The organism is Variovorax sp. J2P1-31 (assembly GCF_030317215.1).
Classification (GTDB): Bacteria; Pseudomonadota; Gammaproteobacteria; order Burkholderiales; family Burkholderiaceae_C; genus Variovorax.
Map to the genome: position 1 here is coordinate 2,330,916 of NZ_JASZYA010000001.1, position 20,823 is coordinate 2,351,738.

Below are 20,823 nucleotides of genomic sequence, written 5' to 3' on the forward strand. Positions count from 1 at the left end.
CGTTCTCGAGCCTCCCTGCGCGATGCGGACGCCTTTTTTGTTTTCCGTTCCTGTTCCTTCCTTCCGGAGTCCGCCCCATGTCCGATCTGCTGAAAACGAAGTTGAGCCGCCGCCGCGTGCTGCAGGCCGCCGCCATCGGTGCCGCCGGCATCGACCCCGCCCTGCGTGCGCTGGCCTACGCCCAGGGCTCCGACAAGCCCGAGAAGGAGGAAGTGAAGATCGGCTTCATTCCGCTGACCGACTGCGCGAGCGTGGTGATGGCCTCGGTGCTCGGCATCGACCGGAAGTACGGCGTGAAGATCGTGCCGAGCAAGGAGGCCAGCTGGGCCGGCGTGCGCGACAAGCTGGTCAACGGTGACCTCGACATGGCCCACGTGCTCTATGGCCTGGTCTACGGCGTGCACCTGGGCGTGAGCGGGCCGAAGAAGGACATGGCGGTGCTCATGACCTTGAACAACAACGGCCAGGCGATCACGCTGTCGAAGAAGCTGGCCGACAAGGGCGCGGTCGATGCGCCCTCGCTGGCCAGGCTGATCGCCAAGGAGAAGGGCGACTACACCTTCGCCCAGACCTTCCCCACCGGCACCCATGCGATGTGGCTTTACTACTGGCTGGCCTCGGCCGGCATCGACCCCTTCAAGGACGTGAAGAACATCGTGGTGCCGCCGCCGCAGATGGTGGCCAACATGCGCATCGGCAACATGGACGGCTACTGCGTGGGCGAACCCTGGAACCAGCGCGCGATCATGGACGGCATCGGGGTCACGGCCATCACCACCCAGGACATCTGGAAGGACCATCCCGAGAAGGTGCTGGGCTGCACCGCCGACTTCGTGAAGAAGTATCCCCACACCGCGCGCGCCGTGACCGCCGCCATCCTCGAGGCCGGCCAATGGATCGACACCGGCCTGCAGAACAAGAACAAGATGGCCGAGACCATCGCCGACAAGAGCTACGTCAACACCAGCGTGGACGCGATCAACCAGCGCATCCTGGGCCGCTACACCAACGGCATGGGCCGGAACTGGGACGACCCGAACCACATGAAGTTCTACAACGACGGCGCGGTGAACTTCCCCTACCTGTCCGACGGCATGTGGTTCCTCACGCAGCACAAGCGCTGGGGCCTGCTCAAGGAGCACCCGGACTACCTCAAGGTCGCGACCGACATCAACCGCATCGACATCTACAAGCAGGCCGCCACGGCCAGCAAGACGCCCGTGCCCGCCTCGGCCATGCGCAGCAGCAAGCTGATGGACGGCGTGGTGTGGGACGGCAGGGAGCCGAAGAAGTACGCCGAATCCTTCAAGTTGCATGCCTGAGGAGAACACCATGGTCAGTGCCGTCTTTCATTCGCCGCTCGAGGCCCCGCCTTCCCTGCCGCGTGCGGGCGAAGCCGCGGTCCGTGTCGAAACCGCCGCACCTGCGCGGCCCATCGCCAACAAGCAGCGCAGGCCCCTCGACCTGCGCGCCTTCTGGATGCGCGTGCTGCCGCCGCTGGTCGGCTTCGGCCTGCTGTTGCTGGTCTGGGAGCTGATCGCCATGAACAGCAGCACCGGCTTTCCCTCGCCGCTGGTGACGGGCAAGCAGGCGCTGGCGGTCTTCGCCGACCCCTTCTACAGCAAGGGCCCCAACGACCAGGGCGTGGGCTGGAACGTGCTGGCGTCGCTGCAGCGCGTGGCCCTGGGCTTCGGCCTGGCGGCGCTGGTGGGCATTCCGGCGGGCTTCGCGATCGGCCGTTTCGAATTCCTCGCGCGCATGTTCAACCCGCTGATCAGCCTGCTGCGGCCGGTCTCGCCGCTGGCCTGGCTGCCGATCGGCCTGCTGGTGTTCAAGGGCGCCAACCCGGCGGCGATCTGGACCATCTTCATCTGCTCGATCTGGCCGATGGTGATCAACACCGCGGTCGGCGTGCAGCGCGTGCCCAGCGACTACATGAACGTGGCCCGGGTGCTGAACCTCAGCGAATGGAAGATCCTCACCCGGATCCTGTTCCCCGCCGTGCTGCCCTACATGCTGACCGGCGTGCGCCTGGCCGTGGGCACCGCCTGGCTGGTGATCGTCGCGGCCGAGATGCTGACCGGCGGCGTGGGCATCGGCTTCTGGGTGTGGGACGAGTGGAACAACCTCAACGTCGCCAACATCATCATCGCGATCTTCGTGATCGGCGTGGTCGGGCTGGTGCTCGAGTTCGCGCTGATCAAGGTCGCCACCGCGTTCACGTTCGAAGAGGTGAAGTCATGAACGAACTGCAGAACAGCCGTTTCATCGAGATCAGCGACGTCGGGCAGACCTTCAAGACGGCCAAGGGCAGCTTCCAGGCGCTGCGCGACATCCACCTGACGGTGGCCAAGGGCGAGTTCGTGGCGCTGATCGGCCACTCGGGCTGCGGCAAGTCCACGCTGCTCAACCTGATCGCCGGCCTCACCCGGCCGACGCAGGGCACGCTGCTGTGCGCCAACAAGGAGATCACCGGCCCGGGCCCGGAGCGCGCGGTGGTGTTCCAGAACCACTCGCTGCTGCCCTGGCTCAGCTGCTACGAGAACATCTTCCTGGGCGTGGAGCGGGTGTTCGCCGCCACCGAATCGAAGGCCCAACTCAAGGCCCGCACCGAGGCCGCGCTGGCGCTGGTGGGCCTCACGCCCGCCACCCACAAGCGGCCCGGCGAGATCTCGGGCGGCATGAAGCAGCGCGTGGGCATCGCGCGCGCGCTGGCGATGGAACCCAAGGTGCTGCTGATGGACGAACCCTTCGGCGCGCTCGACGCGCTGACCCGCGCGCGGCTGCAGGACGAGCTGCTCGCCATCGTGCAGAAGACGCGCAGCACGGTGGTGATGGTCACGCACGACGTCGACGAGGCGGTGCTGCTGGCCGACCGGATCGTGATGATGACCAACGGCCCCGCGGCCACCATCGGCGAGGTGCTGCCGGTGAATCTGCCGCGCCCGCGCCACCGCGTCGAACTCGCCGAAGACCGCGACTACGTGCACTGCCGCAAGGCGGTGATCGACTTCCTCTACACGCGGCAGGGCCACGTCGAGAAGGCGGCCTGACGAGCCCTTCCCGCTAGCTAGCGCAGGCCGAGTCGGTCCAGCGCCGGCTGCAGGCCCAGCAGCTCGATCGTCGAGGTGCCGCGCTCGATGGCCAGGCGCTGCGCCCGCTCCTTGTCCTCGCGCGCCAGGCTGTTCTCCAGCGCCGCCGCCACCTCGTCCTGCGGCACCACGACCAGGCCGTCGCGGTCGCCCACCACGATGTCGCCCGGGTGCACCACGCCGCCGCCGATGGCCAGCGGCGCGTTCAGCACACCCGGCTGGTTCTTGCCCGTGCCCTTGATCGACAGGCCGCGGCAGAAGACCGGAAAGCCAAGGCCGACGATGGCGCTGGCGTCGCGGACACAGCCGCTGATGACCAGGCCTGCAATCCCCTTATGCATGGCCTGCAGCGTCAGGACGTCGCCCCAGGGGCCGGCCTCCATGAAGGCCTTGGCGTCCACCACCAGCACGTCGCCCGGGCGGGCTTTCTGCACCGCCAGGTGCAGGATCAGGTTGTCGGCCGGCCGGGCGTCGACGGTGAAGGCCGGCCCCACCAGGATGCTGCCCGGATCGAGCGGCTTCAGCCCGCTGTCGAGCGCGCCCCTGGCGCCCTGCGCCTCGTAGATCGTGGCGGCCCCGAGGCGGCGCAAGGCGTCGAGCTGGGCCGGCGTGCATGTCGTGTTCATGTTCATCTTCAATCCACCTTCGCGCCGGAACGCTTGACCACCGTCGTCCAGTAAGGGACTTCCTTCTGGATGAAACCGTTGAATGCCTCGACGCTGCCGCTGACGTCGGTCGAGCCCATGTCCTTGAGCTTCTTCGCCACCGCGGGCGCGCGCAGGGCCTGGTTCAGCGCCTCGTTGAGCCGCTGCACCACCGGTGCCGGCGTCTTCGACGGCACCAGCACGCCGTACCAGTTCTCGATCACGAAGTCTTCGAAGCCCGCCTCCTTCATGGTCGGCACCTCGGGCAATCCGTCGACCCGCTTGGCCGCCGTGGTCGCCAGCACGTGCACCCGGCCACCGGACAGGTGCGGCCCCAGCGCCGTGGTGGTCTCGAAGGCCATCGCGACCTGGCCCGACAGCACATCCGTCATCGCCGGACCCTGCCCTCGGTAGGGCACGTGCAGCAGGTCCAGCTGGCGGTCGATCTTGAGCAGTTCGCCCGCCAGGTGCTGCGGGCTGCCCGCGCCGCCCGATGCATAGGCGTACTTGCCGGGCGCGGCCTTCACCAGCTTCACCAGCGCCCCCAGGTCCCGGGCCGGCACGCTCGCGCTGTTGACGTAGAGCAGCAGCGGCACCGAGGCCACCGCACCCACCCCCACCAGCGCCTTGACCGGGTCCAGGCGCAGCTCGTAGAGGTTGCGGTTGATGACCACGCCCGTGTTGTTGCCCAGCAGCGCGGTGCAGCCGTCGGGCTGCGCGCGGGCCACGAACTCGGTGCCGATGTTGCTGCTGGCGCCGCCCCGGTTGTCGACGATCACGGTCGCGCCCAGCGCGGTCGCCATGCCGGGCGCGACGAGGCGGGCCAGGATGTCGGTGGTGCCGCCGGGCGGGTAAGGCGAGACCAGCGTGACGGTCTTGCACGGGAAGGGCGCGCCAGCCGCATGGGCGCTGGCGACCAGGGTGAGCGCCGCGGCGGCGTGGGCGAGGCGGAAGGCGAACTTGCGAACGGTCATGATGTTTTGTCTCTGGGATGGATGTCGATCGGCCCGCCCCGCGCCGCGGGGCCGGGCGCGCATTCAGTGGCCGGGCCGCTGCAGCGTGTGGTAGCCGAACTGCTGGCGCGCCTCCCGCAGGGGCACGCCGTCCAGTGCCGCGTCCAGGATGCGTTGCTCCCGTTCCCGCGTGTGCAGCGCCTTGGCCAGCACCGCTTCCACACGCGAGGCCGGAACCACGACCACGCCGTCGGCATCGCCGCAGACCAGGTCGCCGGGCATCACGCGCACGTCGCCCAGGGACACCGGTCCGTTGACCGCCTCCACCTGCACCCGGTCCTTGCCGGTGCGCATGAAGGAGGCCGAGGCGTAGAGCGCATAGCCGGCCGCGTCGGCTTCGGCGATGTCGCGGCAGGCGCCGTGGACGACGGTGCCGCCCACGCCGCGCCGGGCCGCCACCTGGCTCAGGATGCCGCCCCAGACCGTGCAGTCCGGGCGGCCGCCGTTGTCCACCACGACCACCGCGCCCGGGGGCACGTCGTCGATGAAGTCGCCCACGGTGCCGGGCGCGTCCTGCGAGATCGGCACCAGCCGGACCGTGAAGGCCGGGCCCATCAGTTTCTTCGCGCCGGCCACGTGGCGGATGCCCAGGGCGCTGCCCGGGAGCCGCAGCGCATCGAGCGCATCGGAGATTTCGGCGGTGGTGAGCGAACGGGCCGCGTCGTCGATGGACGCTGGCGTGGAGAGGACGTGTTCTTGCATGCCGATGAGTCTAGAACGGCATAAATCCAGAACAAAGCAGCGAATTTTGGCTATATGCTCAATAAAAATGAACTTACGCCAGCTTCAGTATTTCTGCGAAATGGCCGAGGGCGGCTCCGCCGTCCAGGCGGCCCAGCGCCTCTTCGTGGCCCCGACCGCCATCAGCATGAGCGTGTCCCAACTCGAGGCGGACCTGGGCGGGCAGCTGTTCGACCGCAGCACGCGCCCGATGCGGCTCACGCCGCTGGGCAAGTTCCTGCTGCCGCGCGCGCAGGAGCTGCTGGCCCAGACACGCCGCCTCGAAGGCGACGCCCGCCGCGTGGCGTCGGCCCGGCAGGGCTGGCTGGGCGTGGGCTTCACCCGCTCGGTGATGCTCTCGGTGCTGCCGGTGGCGGTGCGCCGCTTCCGCGAAGCCTTTCCCGATGTGCGGCTGGAGATGGTGGAGCTGCTGGCCGAACACCAGCCCGCCCAGATGGAAAGCGGCAAGGTGCACCTGGGCATCGCCCGCTTCATCGAGCCGGTGCCGCCGCCGCCCGGCTTCAGCACCTGCACGCTGTTCGAGGAGCCCCTGCTCGCGGCCCTGCCCCTCGGCATCCGGGCCGATGCGAGCACCCCCCTGACCCTGGCCGAACTGGCGCGCTACCCGTTCATCAGCTATCCCCGGGACCCCAAGACCCGCTACGCGGCCCAGGTGCTGGCCGCGGCCGAACAGCGGGGCTCGCCGCTGACCGTGCAGCACGAAGCGATGGAGATCCACACCGCGCTGGGGCTGGTCGCGGCAGGGCTGGGCGTCACGCTGGTCGGTGCATCGGTCGCGCTGAACGCCCGCCAGGACGTGGCATTGCACGCCGTCGAAGGCCTGGACGCCACCACGACCGTGGTGACCGTCATGCCGGACGTGGGCCGGAATGCGTTCGTGGACCCCTTCGTCGCGCTGCTGCAGGAGGCCACGGTCCAATTGGGACTCGCGCCGTCCCCCGCCCTCGCGCCCGCCGCCGTGCCCGCAGCACGGCCGCCCGCCAAGCGCCGCCGCCCCTGAGCTGGACGCACCAAGCACGCGCGCGAACGCACCAGGGCAAGGCACGGCGACCGGCCGGGCGCGCGCTGCCAGGGACGCTGGCTGGCACAGGCCTTGCGTGATATTCCGTGACGATCCGCCTGCGGCAATGACGCCGCGGGGATCCACAGGACAAAGGCGTCCGCATGACCCTCCAGCCGCAAGCTGCATGGGTGGTGCGGACGCTTTTTCGTTTCCAGGACAGGCCACGGAGATCCACCATGGACATGCGCGTGAAGCAGAAGAGACAGAAGCTGGTGCTGGTCGGCAACGGCATGGCCGGCGTGCGCACGCTCGAGGAACTGATCCGGATCGATCCGTCGCTCTACGACATCACGGTCTTCGGCGCCGAGCCGCATCCCAACTACAACCGCATCATGCTGTCGCCGGTGCTCGCGGGCGAACAGACGTTGGACGAGATCGTGCTCAACCCCTGGTCGTGGTACGCGGCGAACGGCATCACCGTGCACCCGGGCCGCAAGGTGGTCGCGATCGACCGCGTGAAGCGCATCGTGCGCGCCGACGACGGCACCGAAGCCGAATACGACCGCCTGCTGCTGTGCACCGGCTCCCACCCCTTCATGCTGCCGGTGCCGGGCAAGGACCTGGCGGGCGTGATCGCCTACCGCGACATCGCCGACACGCAGGCCATGATCGACACCGCGAAGACCCACACGCACGCGGTCGTGATCGGCGGCGGCCTGCTGGGGCTGGAGGCCGCCAACGGCCTGATGCTGCGCGGCATGCAGGTGACGGTGGTGCATGTGCACGGTTGGCTCATGGACCGCCAGCTCGACGAGGTGGCGGCCGGCCTGCTGCGTCGCTCGCTGGAGGCGCGCGGGCTGCGGTTCAGGCTCAACGCCCACACGCAGGAACTCGTGGGCGACGCCGACGGCCGCGTGACGGCCGTGCGCTTCAAGGACGGCACCGAGGCCCCCGCCGACCTGGTGGTGATGGCCGTGGGCATCCGCCCCAACGTGCAGTTGGCCGAATCGGCGCGCCTGCACTGCGAGCGCGGCATCGTCGTGACCGACACGCTGCAGACCGTGACCGATGCGCGCATCTACGCGGTGGGCGAATGCGCGGCCCACCGCGGCATCGCCTACGGCCTGGTCGCGCCGCTGTTCGAGCAGGCGCGCGTGGCCGCCAACCACCTGGCCCGGATGGGCTACGGCCGCTACCTGGGCTCGCTCGTCTCGACCCAACTCAAGGTGACCGGCATCGAACTGTTCAGCGCGGGCGACTTCATGGGCGGCGAAGGCACCGAGGCGATCGTGCTGAGCGACCCCCTCGGCGGCGTCTACAAGAAGCTGGTGATCAAGGACGACAGACTGGTCGGCGCCTGCCTCTACGGCGACACCGCGGACGGGGGCTGGTACCTGCGGCTGCTGCGCGAGGCGAGCGATGTACAGGGCATCCGGGACCAGTTGATGTTTGGGGAAGTGCATGGCTGAGGCCGCGCTTTCTTTTCGTGCTGGAAAAGGGCGTGACCCAGCCCCGGAGCCCGGCAGGCGGTGCGGGTCGGGTGATCCCCTCGGCGCCGCCGAGGCGCGCAGCGCGCTTCGTCCTCTGACTTGTCGCAGCTGTTTGAGCGCAGTGAACGAAGTGAACGCAGCGAGTTCTGCGACAGGCCGCTGGTGCGAGCACCGCAGGGAAGCCGCGCAGCGGCCGGCGCAGCGGGGTCGTCCGGCCCGCATCGCCTGCCGGGCGGACGTCGCAGGAAGCGCAAGCCATGGCTGAAACCCGATCCACCTGCCCCTACTGCGGCGTCGGCTGTGGTGTGGTCATCGAATCTGAGGGCGCCCAGATCATCGGCGTGCGCGGCGACCCGGACCATCCGGCCAACTTCGGGCGGCTCTGCACCAAGGGCTCGACGCTGCACCTCACCGCGACCGCCGAGGTCACGCTGCAGGCGCGGCTGCTGCACCCCCTGCGGCGCGCCGGACGCGGCGCCGCACCCGCGAAGATCACGTGGCACGACGCGCTGACGCAGGCCGCCGACACCTTCGCGCAGGTGATCCACGACCACGGCCCCGACGCGGTCGGCTTCTACCTCTCGGGCCAGCTGCTGACCGAGGACTACTACGTCTTCAACAAGCTGGCCAAGGGCCTGATCGGCACCAACAACATCGACACCAACTCGCGCCTGTGCATGAGCAGCGCGGTCGCGGGCTACAAGAAGACGCTGGGCGCCGACGCGCCGCCCGCCTGCTACGAGGACTTCGACGCGGCGCAGTGCCTGTTCATCGTGGGCAGCAACACGGCCTGGGCCCACCCGATCGCGTTCCGCCGCATCGAGGACGCGAAGCGCGCCAATCCCGCACTGAAGATCGTGGTGGTCGATCCGCGCCGCACCGACACCTGCGAGATCGCCGACCTGCACCTCGCGATCCGGCCCGGCACCGACGTGATGCTGTTCCATGGCCTGCTGCACCTGATGCTGCGCGAGGGCTGGACGCAGCCCGGCTACATCGCCGCCCACACCAGCGGCTTCGAGGCCCTGGCACAGACCGTGCACGACTGCACGCCCGAGCGCGTCGCGCAGACCTGCGGCATCGACCCCAAGGACCTGCACGAGACCGCGCGCCTGTTCGCCACCTCGGCCGCAACGCTGAGCCTCTACTGCCAGGGCCTCAATCAGTCGTCCGCGGGCACGGCCAAGAACGCGTCGCTGATCAACCTGCACCTGGCCACGGCGCAGATCGGCCGGCCCGGCGCCGGGCCCTTCTCGCTCACCGGCCAGCCCAATGCGATGGGCGGCCGCGAGGTCGGCGGCATGGCCAACCTGCTGGGCGCGCACCGCGATCTGGCGAACCCCGCGCACCGCGCCGAGGTGGCGGCGCTGTGGGGCGTGCCGGACGTGCCGGCCATGCCCGGCAAGACGGCGGTCGAGATGTTCGAAGCCGCGGCCGACGGCGAGATCCGCGCGCTGTGGATCGCCTGCACCAACCCCGCGCAGTCGATGCCCGACCAGGCCACGGTGCGGCGCGCGCTCGAGCGCTGCGCGTTCGTGGTGGTGCAGGAAGCCTTCGCCACCACCGCGACCTGCGCCTTCGCCGACCTGCTGCTGCCCGCCACCACCTGGGGCGAGAAGGTCGGCACCGTGACCAACAGCGAGCGCCGCATTTCGCGCGTGCGCCCGGCCGTGCCGGCTCCCGGCGCGACGCGGCACGACTGGTCGGCCGCGGCCGACTTCGCACGGCGGCTCGAGGCCCGGCTGCCGGCGCGCAGCGCCCGCACCCTGTTCCCCTATGCGCTCGACAGCGCCGCCGGCGCCGAGGCGATCTGGAACGAACACCGCGAGAGCACGCGCAGCCGCGACCTCGACATCACCGGCCTGAGCTGGGCGCTGCTCGATGCCGACGGCCCGCAGCAATGGCCGCTGCCGGAAGGCCGCGCTGCCGGCCGCGCGCGCCTCTACGAAGACGGCGTGTTCGCCACGCCCGACGGCCGCGCCCGCTTCTTCGACGCGGCCTACCGGCCGGTCGCCGAAGCCCCCGATGCGGCCTTCCCCTTCTCGCTCAACACCGGGCGGCTGCGCGACCAGTGGCACGGCATGAGCCGCACCGGCACCCTGGGGCGGCTGTACGGCCATGCACCCGAACCCGCGGTGCAGATGCATCCCCAGGACATGGCGCACCGCCACATCGGCGACGGCGAGCTGGTGCGGGTCGCGTCCCGGCGCGGCGCCATCGTGCTGCCCGCGCAGGCCAGCACCGACATCGGCCCCGGCCAGAGCTTCATCGCGATGCACTGGGGCGAGGAAGCGCTGAGCGGGCACGACGACCAGGGCCGCCGCCTGGCCGGCGTGAATGCGCTCAGCAACCCGGCCTTCTGCCCCGATTCGAAGCAGCCCGAGCTCAAGCACGCGGCCGTGCGCATCGACCGGGCCGAGCTGCCGTGGTCGATGCTGGCCATGGCCTGGCTGCCGAACGACACCGCCTTGTCGACGCGCCGTGCGCTCATGCCCTTGATGGCGAAGTTCGGCTTCGCGAGCTGCGTGCCCTTCGGCGCGGGCACGGCGCGCAGCGGCCTGCTGTTCCGCGCGGCGGCCGCGCACGCGCCGGACGATGCGCTGCTCGACCGGATCGAAACGCTGATGGGCCTGCAGGACCCGCGCACGCTGCGCTACCTCGACCGCCGGCGCGGCCAGCGCCGTGCCGCACGGCTCCTGCCCCGGGCCGATGGCACGGCCGGCCTGGAAGCCTTCCTGCTGGGCGGCGACACGCGCGCCGGCGCCTGGCTCGGCACGCTGCTGCGCGAGGAACTGGTCGCGCAGCACTACGGCCGCGCGCTGCTGTCGCCCGGTGCCTCGCCGCCGATGGCACTGGCCTCGCGCGGCAAGCCGGTGTGCAACTGCCTGGACGTGAGCGACCAGGCGATCCGCGCCGAGCTCTCACGCTGCGAGGGCCATGCCGACGCACGGCTGGCCCATCTGCAGGCCACGCTGAAGTGCGGTACGCAGTGCGGCTCCTGCGTGCCCGAGCTGCGCCGCATGGTGCGGCTCCACCTGCCGACCGCTGCGCCCGCCCAGGCCGCTCAGTAGCGCAGCCAGGTTCCCTTCAACGCCGCCTGGCCGACGCCGGGCTTGGAGAAATCGCAGACCCCGTCGGGGAAGATCGCTTCCAGCCGCAGCTTCTCGGCCGGGCTGAACACCGCCGGCGCCATGAGGAAGTCCTCGTCGCGCAGCGGCTTGCGCTGGCACTTGACCACGTTGTCCGCCAGCGGCCCGCCCGCCACCATGCGCGGCGCCGGGGTCTTGGGGTAGAGCGTGTTGCAGGTCCCGGCGCTGTCGTAGGTCGCGGTCTCGTTGATGCGCGCGCTGTTGCGCACGTCCCAGCAGGCATCGACCGCATCGGCCGGCTTGAGCCGCGCCACCTTGTCGGCGGTGAGCGGCGCGGCGTCGCCGGTGATGGCATCGAGCCACTGGGCCATCAGGTCCAGCCGCGCGAACAGCGTGTCGCGCAGCAGCGCGGTCAGCGGCGCGACCTGGCCCGGCAGGCTGATCAGCGCGGCGAGCTGCGGGTTCGGGAACAGCCAGATCACCTGGTTGTCCGAACGGCCGTTGGCCTGCTGCAGCTGCGCGCGGATCTTGAGGTCGTTGTAGATGGTGTGGATGTCGGCGCCCGGTTCGGCATAAGGGTGCAGCCCCAGCATCGGCACGGTGGCCAGCCCGCCGCCGCCGCTGCCGATGCGGCCCAGCGTGTAGGCCCGCGCCAGCCCCTCGGCATCGGCCACGGTGCGCTGCGTCGAGAGATTGCCATCGGCGTCGAAGCCGCCGACCTTCTCGTTGAGATCGAGGAATTCGGTGACCGAGAGCTGGCCCTTCCGGAGCGCCTCCAGCCCGTAGGCCACGCCCACGTTGTCGAGCGGCCGGCGCGCGATGCCGGTGGCCGGGTCGACACCCAGCGACTTGGCGTTGATGTCGTACACGGTGCAGCGCGCGCCGTTGCGGTTGGTCACGGGGTGGTAGACCCGGGTCGAATCGATCAGGCCGCAGGCCGGCGTGACCGAGCCGCTGGTGGCCAGCACCGCGTCGCCGTTGCCCGCGCTCCAGTTCGCGCAGGTGTTCTTGAGGTGCCCTTCGACGGCCTTGCGCTTGGCGTCGCTGAAGGGATAGCCCGGGCTCGCGGGGTTGGTGAAGTAGGTGTGGAGCAGGCGGCAGTCCGAGACCGCCAGCGCGGTGCTGAAGACATCGGGGAAGGCCGCATCGGGCATCAGGCCGTCGAGGATGCCCGGGTAGTTCTGCGCGATCAGCAGCTGCTGGATCGCGCCGCCCGAGCCGCCCATGCCCACCATCCAGCGCGGCAGGCCGTAGCGCTTGGCGATGTGCTCGCGCAGCATCATCGCGGTCTCGGCCGCCAGCACATCGTTGACATTGACCTTGTTGATGTTGAGCGTGGACAGCACGTAGGCGTAGCCCTTGCCCAGCGCGTAGAGGCTCTGCCGGTCGGTCGTGTCGGCCTTGAACACCTCGCTCAGGCTGTTCGATCCCTGGTTGTACTGCGCGGCGGTCGATTCGCCGAAGCGGAACACGATGCGCCCGTTCCAGCCGGCCGGGTTCCAGCGATCGGCCTCGACGGGATCGTCGAGCACGCCGATGCGGTAGATCGAGCGGTTGATCGTGCCCGACTCGACGCGCACGATGAAGGGCACGGTCCGGCCGTCCTGCGTGGTGGTGGTGGCGAGGTCGACGGGGCGCGGACCGAGCGGATCGGCCAGCGGCTTGCGGTTGCCGGCGGCATCGAAGTAGAACCAGTCGTAGCGCGTGGCGACGGAGCAGTCCGCGTCCTGCGGGCTACCCAGCGCGGACTCGACCGTGCGGCATTCGAAGGGCTGCAGGTGCGCGCCCGAGAACACCGGCCCGGTGATCGGGTGGTTGGTCAGCACCAGCTTGCCGGCGGCCTTGTCGCCCGCGCTCGCCGCGAGCGTGTTCTCGCCCTGCGCCAGGCCCGCCACCAGGCCGCGCAGCGAGCGCCCGTCGGCCTGCGCGCTGAAGGCCGCGCTGACGTCCTCGCCGTTGCGCGTCACGCGCACGTCGGCCGCGGCCACGCCCGCGGGCAGCGCGACCTGCACCAGCGCGTCGCCGCCGGTCACCATGTCGGCGCGGCTCGACAGGCTGCTCAGCGTCAAGGCTGCCACCACGGGCGGCGTCCCGGGGTCGCCGCCGTTGCCGTTGCCGCCGGGCGCCACGACGTCGGGCCCGGCGCTGTTGCCGCTGCCGCCGCCGCAGCTCACGAGCAGCAGCGCCGCCAGGCTCAGGGCCAGCGGCCGCAGCAGGCGTCTGGAGGGTGGCGAACAGGGTGTCATGGGAGGTCTCCGGCCGATGGACAAAGGCGCGACTCTAGGCAAAAGCCGCGCGCTTTTCTGTCAGATAAGCGGGTGGCGCGCCTCGGGGAAACACGGATGCCGGGGCGTCGTTTCAGCCCCCGCCGCCGTCATCGGATCGTCATAATTCCCACGTTGGCAGCAGCCCGTGCGCGCAGACGCATCCCAGACGGGCCGAAGAAGAGAGATGAGACAAGACACCAACACCCCGCCCTTCGACGTGCAGTCCGTCCCGTTCCGCGGCATCGTGGAACAGTCGGTCGCAGGCATCTACATCCTGCAGGACGAGCACTTCCAGTACACCAACGCCACCTTCTCGGGCATGGCCGGCTACTCCACCGACGAGGTGGTGGGCAAGCCGCTGCGCGACTGCGTGCCCGTCTACTACGTGGGCGAGGTGATGGACCGCTACCGGCGCCGCATCTCGGGCGAGGTGCGCAGCATGCACTTCGTCACCCACGGCCTGCACCGCGACGGCAGCGTGGTCCACATCGACGTGCACGGCCAGTCGATGCAGTTCCGCGGCCGGCCGGCGGTGGTGGGCGTGGGCGTCAACGTGACCGAGCAGATCAAGCGCGACGCCGAACTGCTCGAATCGCGCTACGAGTACCGCGAGCTGGCCTCGCGCCTCAACACCATGCGCGAGCAGCAGCGCGCCGAGTACGCACGCGAGGTGCACGACGTGCTGGGCGGCCTGCTGACCTCGATGAAGCTCGACGTGGGCCGGATCGCGCGCCGTTCGCGCTCGACCGCGATCCGCGGCATCGCGGCCGACCTCAACGCACTGCTGGTCGAGGCCATCGACAACGTGCGCGAGCTGTCGGAATCGATGCGGCCGCAGGCGCTCGACCACCTGGGCCTGGGCGCGGCCATCGCCAGCCATGTGAAGCGCTTCCGCGAGCGCTCCGAACTGCGCGTGAGCCTGCAGCCGCCCGAGTTCGACATCGACCTGCCGCGCTGGCGTTCGATCGGGGTGTTCCGCATCTTCCAGGAGGCGCTGACCAACGTGGCGCGGCATGCACACGCGAGCGGCGTGGTGATCCGCTTCCGGCGCGACAGCCGCGATTTCTGGCTGGAGATCGAGGACGACGGCGAGGGCTTCGACGTCGACGCGCCCGACCTGGCGTCGATGCGCCAGTCGCTGGGCCTGATCTCGATGCGCGAGCGCGCCTACGAACTCGGTGGCACGCTGACCATCGATTCGGCGCCGAACACCGGCACCCGCGTGACGCTGCATGCGCCCATCGTTTCGAACCCCCTGGTGCGCGCATGACCCGGCTGCTCATCATCGACGACCATGCGATGTTCCGCGCGGGCCTGCGCAAGGTGCTGCAGGACGCGCCCGAGATCAGCGCCATCGCCGAAGCGGGCGACTGGCATGGCGGCATGGCCTGCCTCGAGGCCCAGCCCATCGACGTGCTGCTGCTGGACATCAACATGCCCGGCTGCAGCGGGCTCGACCTGATCGCGCCGATCCTCGAGCGCTTCAAGTCGCTGCGCATCATCATGCTCAGCATGTACTCCGAGCCGCAGTACGCGGTGCGCGCGCTGCGCAACGGCGCGCACGGCTACGTGGCCAAGGACATGGAGGCGGTCGACCTGATCGCCGCCATCCGCATCGTGAGCCGGGGCCGGCAGTTCGTCGCGCCCTCGATCACGCGCGCGCTGATGGACACCGCGCAGGGCCTGGCACCCGATCCGCGGCCGCACGAGCGGCTCTCGTCGCGCGAGTCGGAGATCCTGCGCATGATCGTGGGCGGCGAGTCGCTCACGGCCATCGCCGAACGGCTCGCGATCAACGTCAAGACGGTCAGCACCTACCGCCGGCGCCTGCTCGAGAAGATGGCGCTGGGCTCGAACGCGCAACTGGTGCAGTACGCGGTGCACCACCGGCTGGTGGACTGAACCGGCCTCCTGCGCGTCATCGATATCTGACAGCCGATGCCCGGGTGTCTGACTTGTGGCGTGGACCCCTCCTCCCTAGCATGACTGCGGGTCGCGCGCCCGAAGGCCGCGCCCTGTCAGCACAACAATCGAGGAGACAGACATGAGTTCTTGGAAGCAGGTCGCGGCCTGTACGGCGGGCGCGATCGTGATCGCTGCCTGCGGCGGCAGTGACAACGGCAACAACGGCGGCGGCACCGCCGTGACGCCACCGACGACGACGCCCCCCATCACCACACCGCCCGCAGAATCGACGATCTCGCTGAAGGTGCTGTCGAGCCAACCCGAGCAGGTGTCGGGCGGCGACGCGCGCATCGCGGTGCTGGCACCGAAGGCCGACCAGGGCCAGCTCGAGCTGTGGCTCAACGACAAGCAGATCAGCCCCGCGCTGGACGCGAGCGCCGACCGGCTCGAGGGGGTGGTCAGCGGCCTCAAGCGCGGCGCCAATACCCTGACGGTGCGCCACAAGACGCGCGGCAAGCTCGACACGCTGACGCTCACCAACCACCCGATCACCGGCCCGATGTTCGCCGGCCCCAAGCAGGAGCCCTTCGTCTGCACGGTGACCACCGAGCTCGGCAAGGAACCGCTGGTCGACACCACCGATCCCAAGTACTACGCGGTCAAGGACGCGGGCGGCGCCACCATCGGCTACAGCCAGCACTGCTCGATCGATTCCTATGTGCAGTACTACTACATGCCGGTGGGCGGCACCACGCACAGCCACTACCTGCCGCTGCCGACCGACGGCTCGCGTCCGGCCAACATCGCCAAGACCACGCTGACCGACGGCCGCACGGTCGACTTCATCGTGCGCTGGGAACGCGGCACCATCAACCGCTTCATCTACCAGTACGTGATGCTCGCGCCCTTCGGCGAGGACCCGACGAAGCCCGACACCGGGCTGTGGAACAGGAAGCTGGTCTACCACTTCCAGGGCGGCGTGGGCTTCGGCCACTACCAGGGCGGCCCCGACAAGCGCGCCGGCCTGGTCGACGCCATCGGCAAGGGCTACGCCATCGCCTACTCCACCGGCAACCGCACCGGCGAGCACTACGACATGATCCTCGGCGGCGAGACCGCGCTGATGACCAAGGAAGGTTTCGTCAAGCGCTACGGCGTGCCCAGCTACACCGTGGGCCTGGGCGCCTCGGGCGGCGGCATCCAGCAGTACCTCTATCCGCAGAACCACCCGGGCCTGATCGACGCGGCCATCGCGGTGCAGCCCTATCCCGACATGGTGGGCCAGATCCCGCACGTGGGCGACTGCGAGCTGCTCGAGTACTACATGGACGTCACGGACCGCGCCAATGGCAAATGGACCAGCGACATCAAGAACCGCACCTGGCTGGTCGGCCTGAACGCCGAGGAGAGCGTCAAGAACCCCTACTTCGGCCTGCAAGCCTATCTGCCCAACGTCCGCATGGCCACCGGCTCGACCGAATGCCGCAAGGCCTGGCAAGGCCTGACCGCCGGCGCGATGAACCCCAGGTTCGACGCCGACGACATCCTGACCAAGGGCGGCGCGCGCATGAACATGGCGGCCTTCGGCGACATTCCCTTCAGCCACTTCGACGACGTGCGCAACATCTACGGCATCGGCGCCGACGGCTACCCCCGCTCGACCTGGGACAACGTGGGCGTGCAGTACGGCCTGCAGTCGATGAAGGACGGCAAGATCACGCCGGCCGAGTTCCTCGACCTCAACTTCAAGGTCGGCGGCTGGAAGCGCATGAGCGAGATGGTGCCGGAGGGCTTCCCCTACCGGGGCACGGGCACGCAGGAACTGCAGAAGGTCATGAGCGACGCCAGCTACTTCGACCCCTGGGGCAGCCGCAACATGAACCGGTGGAACGCCGCCACGCCCGACGTGCCCGCGCCGCGCACCCACGGCGACCTGGACGCGCTCAAGGCGATGCAGCGCTCGGGCCTGGTCTTCACCGGCCAGACCGACATCCCGACCATCGACTGGCATCCCTACCTGGAGCACAAGCTGAACATGCACAACGTGCACCAGTCCTTCGCGATCCGCCAGCGCATCCGCCAGAAGATGGGCAATGCCGACCATCAGGCCATCTGGTTCACCGAGACACGCAACGCGGCCACGGAGTTCGACCAGACGCCGATGGCCTTCGAAGTGATCGACGAGTGGATGACGAAGATCCGCGCCAACCCGAAGCGCACCGTGGCGGACAACCGCCCCGAGCGCGCGGTCGACAGCTGCTTCGACAAGGACGGCGCGCTGATGGCCAAGGGCGCAAGCGTCTGGGGCGGCGTGCTCGACAAGCAGCCACCCGGCGCCTGCACCCAGGCCTTCCCGATGTACGGCACCTCGCGCATCGTCGCGGGCGGGCCGATCGAAGGCGGCAGCTTCAAGTGCGCACTCAAGTCGGTGGACACCGCGCTCAGCGACGGCACCTACGGGTCCTGGAAGCCCAACGCCGCCGAGATCCGCAAGCTGCAGGCCACCTTCCCCGAAGGTGTCTGCGACTTCAGCCGGCCGGACCAGGGCGCGCCCTCCTGAACGCGGGCTGAAACCTTCTCGAGCCACCGTCCGCGGTGGCTTTTTCATTTATGGGCACCAGGGCATAAGCAACTGCGCGCTGCGGCATAAGTCTTGCTGGACAATCCCCACACCCATGGGAATCAGTCAATACATCAAGGAAATCGGCCGCGGCGCGCGAGGCGCCAAGCCGCTCACGCGCGCGCAATCGGCCGATCTGTTCGGCCAAGTGCTCGACGGCACGGTCAGCGACCTCGAGCTCGGCGGCTTCTGCCTGGCCATGCGCATCAAGGGCGAGACGCCCGAGGAGATGGCCGGCTTCCTCGATGCCACCCACGCACGGCTGCACCATTTCCCGGTGCCGGGCCGCGCGCTGGTCGTGCTGCCCAGCTACAACGGCGCGCGCAAGCTGCCGGTGCTCACGCCCCTGCTGGCCCTGCTGCTGGCGCGCGAAGGCCTGCCGGTGCTGGTGCACGGCAGCGCCAGCGCCAGCGAATCGAGCCGGGTGCTGGCCTCGAACGTGCTCGCCGGGCTCGGCGTGCATGCGCTCGACACGGTGCGGCCGATCGCCGACGGCGAGGTCGGCTTCGCGCCGACCGCGTTGCTCAACCCCGCGCTCAAGCGGCTGCTCGACGTGCGCCGCGTGGTCGGCCTGCGCAACCCGGGCCACAGCGTGGTCAAGCTGATGCGGCCCACGACCGGCCCCTGCGTGGTGGTGGCCAGCTACACCCATCCGGCCTACGCCACGGTGATGGGCGAGACCTTCACGCTCACCGGCACCACCGCCCTGCTCTCGCGCGGACTCGAGGGCGAGGTGGTCTCGGACCCGCGCCGCACCGCGCAGATCGACGGCTACCTGCGCGGCGAGCGGCAGGAGCTTCAGGCCCAGCAGCCCGGCACGTTGAGCGAGGTGCCGGGCCTGCCGGCCGAGATCGACATCGAGACGACCGTGCGCTACACGCAGCGCGTGCTGGCGGGCGAACTGCCGCTGCCCGAGGCGATCGCGGTACAGGTCGAACACATCAAGACACTGGCAGCCCACGCATGAACTCCTTTCTCACCGGCCGCTGCACCCTGGTCGGCGCCGGCCCCGGCGACCCCGAACTGCTGACGCTCAAGGCGGTCAAGGCCATCCAGGCCGCGACCGTGCTGTTCGTCGACGACCTGGTGAACGACGCGATCCTGGCCCATGCGCGGCCCGGCGCGCGCATCGTGCACGTGGGCAAGCGCGGCGGCTGCAAGAGCACGCCGCAGGCCTTCATCGAGAAGCTCATGATCACCGCGGTGCGCGAAGGCGAGACCGTGGTGCGGCTCAAGGGCGGCGACCCCTTCATCTTCGGCCGCGGCGGCGAGGAGGTGGAGCACCTGCGCGAAGCCGGCATCGAATGCACCGTGGTCAACGGCATCACGGCCGGCCTGGCCGCCGTGACCGCGCTGGGCGTGCCGCTCACGCACCGCGACCACGCCCAGGGCGTGGTCTTCGTGACTGGCCATGCCAAGACCGGTGTCGACGCCCACGACCCGACCGACTGGCGCGGCCTGGCCGCCACCGTGCACAACGCCCGGCTCACGCTGGTGATCTACATGGGCGTGGCGGGCGCGGCCCACATCGAGCGCGAGCTGCTGCAGGGACTGCCCGCGACCACGCCGGTGGCCGTGATCCAGCATGCGAGCCTGCCGCGGCAGCGCCACATCGCGACCACGCTCGAGCGGCTGTCGCGCGACATGGCCGATGCGGGCCTGGGCAGCCCGGCGGTGATCGTGGTGGGCGACGTGCTGCTCGGGCTGCAGGCCGCGGGCATGTCCGCCGACGCGGGACCGCATCGCGGCGTCGGCTGAGCACCCGCCCGGCCAGGCCGGCCGCCCTAGAATCCGCCCTCTTCCCACAACAACAATCCCGGGGGCGAGATGCTGGAACTCGACAAACTCAACGAATTCACCGAAAGCCACGGCCAGCTGCAGCGCGGCCGCGGCCTGGTCACGGGCACCATCGCGCTGAGCCTGGGCATCCTGTGCTTCCTGGGCGTGCTGGCCTTCCACTTCCCGCAGTACCTGACCACGCCCGAGCTGCGGCGCAGCTACAACGTCGACATCATGCGCACCATCCTGCTGGTGGCGATGGTGGTGGCGGGCGGGCTGTCGCTGGTCAACATCGTGTTCAACCGCTCGCGCTGGCTGTCGTCGGCGGCCTTCCTGCTGATCGTGGCGGCGGCGCTGCTGGGCGGCCACAAGGTGCCGGTCAACGACTTCGCCGACAACACGCCCTACATCGGCCTCGACTGGTTCATCCTCGACCTGCTGGGCTCGGCGCTGATCTTCATCTTCATCGAGAAGCTGTTCGCGCTGCGCAGGGACCAGCCGGTGTTCCGCGAGGAGTGGCAGACCGACTTCCACCACTTCGTGGTCAACCACATGATCGTGGGCTTCGTGCTGCTCGCGACCAACCTGCTGGTCCACAAGCTGTTCGGCTGGGCCGCCAACGACGGCATCCGCGGCTGGGTCGGCAACCTGCCCTTCTGGGCCGGCATCCTGCTCATCATCCTCGTGGCCGACCTGGTGCAGTACTGGACCCACCGCGCCTACCACGAGGTGCCGGTGCTCTGGCGCCTGCACGCGGTGCACCACAGCGTGAAGAGCATGGACTGGATGGCCGGCTCGCGCCAGCACATCCTCGAGCTGCTGATCACGCGCACGCTGGTGCTGGCGCCGATCTACGTGCTGGGCTTCAGCAAGGAAGTGATCGACGCCTACATCGTGGTGGTGGGCTTCCAGGCGGTGTTCAACCACTGCAACGTGAGCGTGCGGCTGGGCCCGCTGCGCTACGTGATCGTCACGCCCAACTTCCACCACTGGCACCACAGCCAGGACGTCGAGGCGCTGGACAAGAACTACGCGGCGCACTATGCCTTCCTCGACTACCTGTTCGGCACGGCGGTGAAGAGCACCCGGCTCTGGCCCGAGAAGTACGGCGTGCTGGGCGACTACGTGCCCAACGGCTTCTTCAAGCAGCTCAAGTTTCCCTTCGTGTGGAAGGGCTGAG

General features: G+C 69.6%; 15 protein-coding genes and 1 pseudogene. 12 read left to right on the top strand and 4 right to left on the bottom strand.

Translation table 11 applies throughout. The features are described 5' to 3' along the window. Positions 1 to 77 precede the first annotated feature (77 nt). Genes QTI20_RS10830 through QTI20_RS10840 form a run of 3 tightly spaced genes read left to right on the top strand, consistent with a single transcriptional unit; the run spans position 78 to position 3,053 of the window. Positions 78 to 1,322 (top strand): CmpA/NrtA family ABC transporter substrate-binding protein, encoded by a 1,245-nt coding sequence (locus QTI20_RS10830; RefSeq protein ID WP_286547969.1) that lies wholly within the window; start codon positions 78 to 80, stop codon positions 1,320 to 1,322. A 10-nt stretch (positions 1,323 to 1,332) separates the two neighbouring features. Next, positions 1,333 to 2,244 (top strand): nitrate ABC transporter permease, encoded by a 912-nt coding sequence (ntrB, locus tag QTI20_RS10835; RefSeq protein ID WP_286547967.1) that lies wholly within the window; start codon positions 1,333 to 1,335, stop codon positions 2,242 to 2,244. Continuing rightward, a complete protein-coding gene (locus QTI20_RS10840; protein WP_286547966.1) occupies positions 2,241 to 3,053 on the top strand; it encodes an ABC transporter ATP-binding protein in 813 nt (270 codons plus the stop codon). Before ntrB ends, QTI20_RS10840 begins: the two co-directional genes overlap by 4 nt. 17 nt (positions 3,054 to 3,070) lie before the next feature. On the opposite strand, the gene QTI20_RS10845 is transcribed toward QTI20_RS10840, so the two are convergent. The 3 genes from QTI20_RS10845 to QTI20_RS10855 form a co-directional block, all read right to left on the bottom strand. Beyond that, positions 3,071 to 3,718, bottom strand: coding sequence for a 4-carboxy-4-hydroxy-2-oxoadipate aldolase/oxaloacetate decarboxylase (locus QTI20_RS10845; RefSeq protein ID WP_503011344.1), 648 nt, complete (start codon positions 3,716 to 3,718; stop codon positions 3,071 to 3,073). Positions 3,719 to 3,726: 8 nt separating this feature from the next. Further along, positions 3,727 to 4,710, bottom strand: a complete 984-nt coding sequence (locus tag QTI20_RS10850) for a Bug family tripartite tricarboxylate transporter substrate binding protein (RefSeq protein WP_286547964.1) — start codon at positions 4,708 to 4,710, stop codon at positions 3,727 to 3,729. 63 nt (positions 4,711 to 4,773) lie between these two features. After that, positions 4,774 to 5,451 carry an RraA family protein gene (locus tag QTI20_RS10855; RefSeq protein WP_286547963.1) on the bottom strand — a complete coding sequence of 226 codons (678 nt, stop codon included), beginning with the start codon at positions 5,449 to 5,451 and terminating at the stop codon, positions 4,774 to 4,776. A 67-nt stretch (positions 5,452 to 5,518) separates the two neighbouring features. Between QTI20_RS10855 and QTI20_RS10860 the strand changes: the two genes are divergently transcribed. From QTI20_RS10860 to QTI20_RS10870, 3 genes and pseudogenes are all read left to right on the top strand, one after another. Then, positions 5,519 to 6,490, top strand: a complete 972-nt coding sequence (locus QTI20_RS10860) for a LysR family transcriptional regulator (protein ID WP_286547962.1) — start codon at positions 5,519 to 5,521, stop codon at positions 6,488 to 6,490. A gap of 239 nt (positions 6,491 to 6,729) precedes the next feature. Next, positions 6,730 to 7,950 (top strand): annotated as a pseudogene (locus QTI20_RS10865) (NAD(P)/FAD-dependent oxidoreductase); the annotation flags it as partial. Between the two features lie 290 nt (positions 7,951 to 8,240). Beyond that, the gene (locus QTI20_RS10870; RefSeq protein WP_286547961.1) at positions 8,241 to 11,054 is read left to right on the top strand and encodes a nitrate reductase; all 2,814 of its coding nucleotides are present in this window, start codon (positions 8,241 to 8,243) and stop codon (positions 11,052 to 11,054) included. On the opposite strand, the gene QTI20_RS10875 is transcribed toward QTI20_RS10870, so the two are convergent. Next, a complete protein-coding gene (locus QTI20_RS10875) occupies positions 11,048 to 13,318 on the bottom strand; it encodes a DUF6351 family protein (RefSeq protein WP_286547960.1) in 2,271 nt (756 codons plus the stop codon). The genes QTI20_RS10870 and QTI20_RS10875 overlap by 7 nt on opposite strands. Before the next feature lie 205 nt (positions 13,319 to 13,523). On the opposite strand from QTI20_RS10875, the gene QTI20_RS10880 reads away from it, so the two are divergent. The 6 genes from QTI20_RS10880 (at position 13,524) to QTI20_RS10905 (ending at position 20,822) form a co-directional block, all read left to right on the top strand. Then, positions 13,524 to 14,609: a PAS domain-containing sensor histidine kinase gene (locus tag QTI20_RS10880; RefSeq protein ID WP_286547959.1), complete on the top strand. Its 1,086-nt coding sequence runs from the start codon at positions 13,524 to 13,526 to the stop codon at positions 14,607 to 14,609. Further along, positions 14,606 to 15,241 (top strand): response regulator, encoded by a 636-nt coding sequence (locus QTI20_RS10885; protein WP_286547957.1) that lies wholly within the window; start codon positions 14,606 to 14,608, stop codon positions 15,239 to 15,241. The genes QTI20_RS10880 and QTI20_RS10885 overlap by 4 nt, the downstream gene beginning before the upstream one ends. A gap of 142 nt (positions 15,242 to 15,383) precedes the next feature. Next, positions 15,384 to 17,804 carry a DUF6351 family protein gene (locus tag QTI20_RS10890; protein WP_286547955.1) on the top strand — a complete coding sequence of 807 codons (2,421 nt, stop codon included), beginning with the start codon at positions 15,384 to 15,386 and terminating at the stop codon, positions 17,802 to 17,804. A gap of 115 nt (positions 17,805 to 17,919) precedes the next feature. Continuing rightward, complete coding sequence (ybiB, locus tag QTI20_RS10895; protein WP_286547954.1) at positions 17,920 to 18,831, top strand: DNA-binding protein YbiB; 912 nt, start codon at positions 17,920 to 17,922, stop codon at positions 18,829 to 18,831. Beyond that, positions 18,828 to 19,622 carry a uroporphyrinogen-III C-methyltransferase gene (gene cobA / locus QTI20_RS10900; RefSeq protein WP_286547953.1) on the top strand — a complete coding sequence of 265 codons (795 nt, stop codon included), beginning with the start codon at positions 18,828 to 18,830 and terminating at the stop codon, positions 19,620 to 19,622. Before ybiB ends, cobA begins: the two co-directional genes overlap by 4 nt. A 69-nt stretch (positions 19,623 to 19,691) precedes the next feature. Further along, positions 19,692 to 20,822, top strand: coding sequence for a sterol desaturase family protein (locus QTI20_RS10905; protein WP_286547951.1), 1,131 nt, complete (start codon positions 19,692 to 19,694; stop codon positions 20,820 to 20,822). Position 20,823: the final 1 nt, after the last annotated feature.